Below are 5,289 nucleotides of genomic sequence, written 5' to 3' on the forward strand. Positions count from 1 at the left end.
TCTGCTCGGCCTGATGCAGGCGCTGCACGGCTCGGCTCAGTACGTCTTTATCCAGCATTTACCACCCCTTGTTCAGTCCTTGCTAAACAGCGCATGGACGTTGTTTTGCTTGTAATTCAGCACCGGATCCAGCTCTTCCATGGTGAAAGAGAGGGCCAGAAAGCGCTTGGCCATCAGCGCGGCAAAGTGATCCTTGATCAGGATAAACAGCATTTCGCCCACCTGTTGGCGGCTCTCCAGGCTACGGCCGTGGCCAATCTTCAGCGTCATATGCACAAAGGCATAGTTCTGCTTGCCGTCGGCCATCTGCCAGGTATCCAGCCAGATGGCGCGGCTACGGATGCCAGCCAGCGGGAAGATGCCGGTTTCCGCCAGCGCGTGATTAACCTTGTCGAACAGCGCGGGCAAATCCGCCTCCCGGCGGATGTTGTCGGTACATTCAGCGTAAAAATGGGGCATGGTGCGACCTCAAGCTTCGGCTGGAAGCGGGAAGATGGCGTTGACCTGGCCGGTCCCGGAACTGGCAAACAGCGGGGTAACAAATTCCACCTTGCCCTGATACTTGTCCCAGCCCAACAGGCCCAGCAACATCACGGTATCGTGCATATTGCCTTCGCCGTAGCAGTAATCGGCGTACTCTGGCAGCATTTCGCAGAACTCGCGGAAGCGCCCTTCTTCCCACAGTTTCACTACCCGCTCGTCCATCTGCTGATCGAACTGGCGGGTGTAGCTGTTCATGCCCTGCTCGGCACGCTGATCGTCGATAAAACGGTGTGACAGCGAGCCGCTGGCCAATACCGCCACGGTGCCGTCGTATTGCTCAATCGCGGTTTTGATCGCTTCGCCCAGGCGGCGGCTATCGGCAAAATCATGCACGGTGCAGAAGGCAGAAATGGAGATCACCTTGAAGTGCCGGTCGCTGTTCATGTAGCGCATCGGCACCAGCGTGCCGTATTCCAGCTCCAGGCTTGGGATCTCGTGCGCCTTGGCACGTACGCCAAGCTTGCGGGCTTCATCGGCAATCATTTGCCCCAGCTCCGGGTTGCCGTCGTATTCATAGGTCATGTCACGAATGAAATGCGGCAACTCGTTGCTGGTGTATAACCCTTTGAAATGCGAGTTACAGTTGATGTGGTAGGCGCTGTTCACCAGCCAGTGGGTATCGAACACGATAATGGTGTCGACGCCCATTTCGCGGCAGCGGGCACTGATCTCTTTGTGACCATCAATGGCGGCCTGACGGCAGCCATGATGCTCACCGGGCAATTCAGACAAATACATCGAGGGAACGTGTGTAATCTTTGCAGCTAAAGCTAATTTACCCATAAGTCCTCACATGATTCTGGTTGTTTTAATGTCTGAAAGGGGGCTACCCCTCACCCTGCCCTCCTGGCGCAGCCTGGCGTGAGGGGGAAAACTTATACCCCCCAACGTGGGATCGGGTGATCCCCCATGGAGATACAAACGTTTTTCATCTCGGCGAACACTTCGAAGCTGTACTCACCGCCTTCACGGCCGGTGCCAGAGGATTTCACCCCGCCAAACGGCTGGCGCAGATCGCGTACGTTCTGGGTGTTGACGAAAACCATACCCGCTTCAATATTGCGGGCCAGACGCAGTACTTTGCTGACATCCTGCGTCCAGATGTACGACGCCAGGCCGTACTCCACATCGTTGGCCATGCGCAGGCCGTCTTCTTCTGATTTAAACGGCAGGAGGCAGGCCACCGGCCCGAAGATCTCTTCCTGCGCGACACGCATATTGTTGTTAACATCGGCCAGCACCGTTGGGCGCAGGAAGTTGCCGTGGCTCAAACCGGCCGGTTTATCCGGACCGCCAGCCAGCAAAGTGGCCCCTTCTTCGATCCCCAGGCGGATATAGCCGGAGACTTTTTCCCAGTGTTGCGGGCTGATCAACGCCCCAACCTGGGTATTAGGATCCATCGGATCGCCTACGCGCAGGCGATTGGCACGCTCGGCAAAGCGTTTGACGAATTCCGGATAAATGCTTTCTTGGATGAAAATGCGTGAACCTGCGGTGCAACGTTCACCGTTGATCGAGAAGATGGTGAACAGCGCCGCATCCAGCGCCCGCTCAATATCGGCATCTTCAAAGATCAGCACCGGTGATTTGCCGCCCAGTTCCATCGAGAACTTCTTCAGCCCGGCGCTTTCAATAATGCGACGACCGGTTGAGGTACCCCCGGTGAAGGACACCGCACGCACGTCTTTATGGCGTACCAGAGCATCACCCGCCGTCGCTCCGTAGCCCTGCACCACGTTCAGCACCCCGGCAGGAATACCAGCTTCCAGCGCCAGTTCACCCAGGCGATCCGCCGTCAGTGGCGAAAGCTCGGACATTTTCAGCACCGCAGTGTTACCCAGCGCCAGGCAAGGTGCGGTCTTCCAGGTGGCGGTCATAAAGGGCACGTTCCACGGTGACACCAGCGCACACACCCCCACCGGCTGGATCAGCGTGTAGTTGAGCATCTTGTCGTCCACCGGGTAGGTGCGGCCATTCATCTGCTGGCAGATTTCGGCAAAAAACTCAAAGTTGTGCGAGGCTCGTGGGATCAGCACGTTTTTGGTTTGGTGGATCGGCAACCCGGTGTCGGCTGTCTCCATCTCGGCAATCTGCGGCACGTTCTGGTCGATCAGTTCACCCAGGCGACGCATCAGGCGTGCACGCTCTTTCATCGGCGTATTGGCCCATTTCGGGAAGGCTTCTTTGGCTGCGGCTACTGCCTGGTCGATTTCGAGCTGGCCACCGGACGCCACTTCCGCCAGCACCTCGCCGTTAGCCGGGTTGGTGGTGGTGAAATACTCTTTGCTGGCGACGTTCTTGCCGTTGATCCAATGGTTGATGGTTTTCATCCCTTGCTCTCCTCGTAATCTTTTTCACTGATGATGTGGTTAACCAAACGGCCAATGCCTTCGATCTCCACCACAATTTCATCCCCAGGCTGCACGTCGGCCAGCCCTTTCGGCGTGCCGGTGGCGATCATGTCGCCAGGCTGCAACGTCATAAATTCACTCAGGTATTCGATCAGGTACGGGATGTCGAAAATCATGTCGGCGGTGGTGCCGCGCTGGCGCAATTCACCGTTAACGTAGGTGCTGAGCGTCAGGTTATGCGGATCCGCGACATCGTCACGATCGACAATGTAGGGGCCGATTGGCGTCAAGGTGTCGCGGCTTTTCACCCGCAGGTTGGGGCGGTAGTAGTTTTCCAGATAGTCGCGGATGGCGTAGTCGTTGCACAGGGTGTAACCGGCCACGTAATCCATCGCCTGCTCGCGGCTGACGTTACGCGCGGTTTTACCGATCACCGCCACCAGCTCGGCTTCGTAGTGCATGTATTCCACCTGCGCTGGCCGTACGGAAACCTGGCGGTGGCCGGTCAGGCTGTTTGGCCCTTTGAGGAACACCAAAGGCTCTTCCGGCGCCTTAAACTCCAGCTCGCTGGCGTGATCGGCATAGTTCAGGCCAAGGGCAAATATCGTGCCCTGCGCCGGTGGCAGCCATTCCACATCGTGCTCATCGAGCTTGCTGCCATCGGGCAGGGTAACGCTTAGCTGGTCGTCTACGGTGACGTTAACAATCTGGCCATGATGGCGGATACGAGCGTGTCTCATGGTTATTCTCCTGCCTGCGTCACTGGGTTGGTAAGGGTTGGCAAACCGGCGGCCCGCACCGTCACTTGGTCACCCGGCTTGATCTCAACCCGCTGGTGTGGCGTGCCAATCAGCACCGCATCCCCCGGTTGCAGGGTAATAAAGTCGCTGATGGCGGCGATCAGTTCCGGCACTGAACGCACCAGATCCGCCGTTGACCAGCGATCCTGCTCCACGCCGTTGATCTCGGTGATAATTTCCAGGTTGCTGGTGCTAGCCAGTGGAGCGACCTCTCCCAGCGGGCAGAAACCGTCGCGGCATTTGGCTTTGATCGCCGGGCGATAGAAGCTGGTTTCCGGCAGGCTGACGTCATTTGCCAAGGCGTAACCGGCCACATAATCGGCCACCTTATCCGCTGCCACCTTGCGGGCGGTGCTACCAATCACTACTGCCAGCGTTGCGCCACTTTGTACGATTTCACCGGCCGGGAACGGGATGCTGCCGCCGTTGGCAAGATGGGTATTGCGCGGTTTGATAAACCACACCGGCGTCTTGGGCGGCGTTTGGTAAGGGGCGGCGCGAAACGCCTGATCCCAGGCATCAAGCTGGCTGCGGTGGTTAAGTGCTACGGAAAATACGGTGCCTTTCATGCAGACTCCTTCTACGGATCGCTAATCATTAATATGTTAATGAATACTTTTATACGCTGTTCAGCATTTACGCAACGTTGTTAATTTAATTTGTGATCGTGATAACGAAATATTCACAAATTATGCACATTAGCGTTATTAATCAGCAAATTAACCTTTTTTGCAGGATTTTTACGTGACGGATCGCGTTTTGCCGTTCTCCACTGGACAAAAATTGGCTACTATTAAGTTGTTAATAAAATTAAGCCAAGGCCATCGACATGCATGAATCGTTAACCATCGCCCTGTTGCAGGCGCGTGAAACCGCCATGGGGTTCTTCCGCCCGATCCTGAAAAGCCATAACCTGACGGAACAGCAATGGCGCATCATTCGCGTATTGGCCAATAGCCGTTCCATTGAGTTTCACGAATTGGCCGCAGAGACCTGCATCCTGCGCCCCAGCCTGACCGGCATCCTGTCGCGCATGGAGCGGGATAAGCTGATCTTTCGCCTCAAGCCGGTTAACGATCAGCGCAAGCTGTACGTGTCCCTGACCCAGCAGGGCCAGGAGCTGTATGAACTGGCACGCCACCAGGTGGAGCAGGGTTACGGGGAGATAGAAGCAGCATTCTCGAAGCAGAAGATGGATCAGTTGATGGAGCTACTCGACGAGTTGATCCGCTTAGGGGATCAACAGGCTAACAACGTGGTTGCTCACAAATAGCCCCCTCACCCCAACCCTCTCCCACAGGGAGAGGGAGCCGATCGGCGTTGTAATTAGGTATTGTGTTCGATCTGCCGCCCCGGCAAAAAGGGAACTGGAACGGTGCAGCGGTCAGGTAGATTTCTGTAACTAAAAACTAACTCGATCGGTCCCCTCGCCCCTTGGGAGAGGGAGCCGATCGGCGTTGTAATTAGGTATTGTGTTCGATCTGTCGCCCCGGCAAAAAGGGAACTGGAACGGTGCAGCGGTCAGGTAGATTTCTGTAACTAAAAACTAACTCGATCGGTCCCCTCGCCCCTTGGGAGAGGGTTAGGGTGAGGGG

Annotated in this window: 6 protein-coding genes; 1 reads left to right on the forward strand and 5 read right to left on the reverse strand. The window is 56.4% G+C overall.

From position 1 onward, the window contains the following. Window positions 1-72 precede the first annotated feature (72 nt). From ACLQ7H_RS03770 to ACLQ7H_RS03790, 5 genes are all read right to left on the reverse strand, one after another. Complete coding sequence (locus ACLQ7H_RS03770; RefSeq protein WP_411751514.1) at window positions 73-459, reverse strand: 5-carboxymethyl-2-hydroxymuconate Delta-isomerase; 387 nt, start codon at window positions 457-459, stop codon at window positions 73-75. A 9-nt stretch (window positions 460-468) separates the two neighbouring features. Beyond that, window positions 469-1,326: a 3,4-dihydroxyphenylacetate 2,3-dioxygenase gene (gene hpaD / locus ACLQ7H_RS03775; RefSeq protein WP_411751515.1), complete on the reverse strand. Its 858-nt coding sequence runs from the start codon at window positions 1,324-1,326 to the stop codon at window positions 469-471. 92 nt (window positions 1,327-1,418) lie between these two features. Beyond that, window positions 1,419-2,873 carry a 5-carboxymethyl-2-hydroxymuconate semialdehyde dehydrogenase gene (gene hpaE / locus ACLQ7H_RS03780; protein ID WP_021808003.1) on the reverse strand — a complete coding sequence of 485 codons (1,455 nt, stop codon included), beginning with the start codon at window positions 2,871-2,873 and terminating at the stop codon, window positions 1,419-1,421. Then, window positions 2,870-3,634 carry a fumarylacetoacetate hydrolase family protein gene (locus tag ACLQ7H_RS03785; protein WP_074028438.1) on the reverse strand — a complete coding sequence of 255 codons (765 nt, stop codon included), beginning with the start codon at window positions 3,632-3,634 and terminating at the stop codon, window positions 2,870-2,872. Before ACLQ7H_RS03785 ends, hpaE begins: the two co-directional genes overlap by 4 nt. 2 nt (window positions 3,635-3,636) lie before the next feature. Next, entirely contained in the window at window positions 3,637-4,263 is a 627-nt protein-coding gene (locus ACLQ7H_RS03790; protein ID WP_411751516.1) for a fumarylacetoacetate hydrolase family protein, read from the reverse strand. Window positions 4,264-4,523: 260 nt separating this feature from the next. On the opposite strand from ACLQ7H_RS03790, the gene hpaR reads away from it, so the two are divergent. Further along, on the forward strand, window positions 4,524-4,967 hold the full coding sequence (gene hpaR, locus ACLQ7H_RS03795) for a homoprotocatechuate degradation operon regulator HpaR (protein ID WP_411751517.1): 444 nt from the start codon (window positions 4,524-4,526) through the stop codon (window positions 4,965-4,967). Window positions 4,968-5,289: the final 322 nt, after the last annotated feature.

Source organism: Serratia sp. (in: enterobacteria) (genome assembly GCF_046715635.1).
Lineage (GTDB): Bacteria > Pseudomonadota > Gammaproteobacteria > Enterobacterales > Enterobacteriaceae > Chania.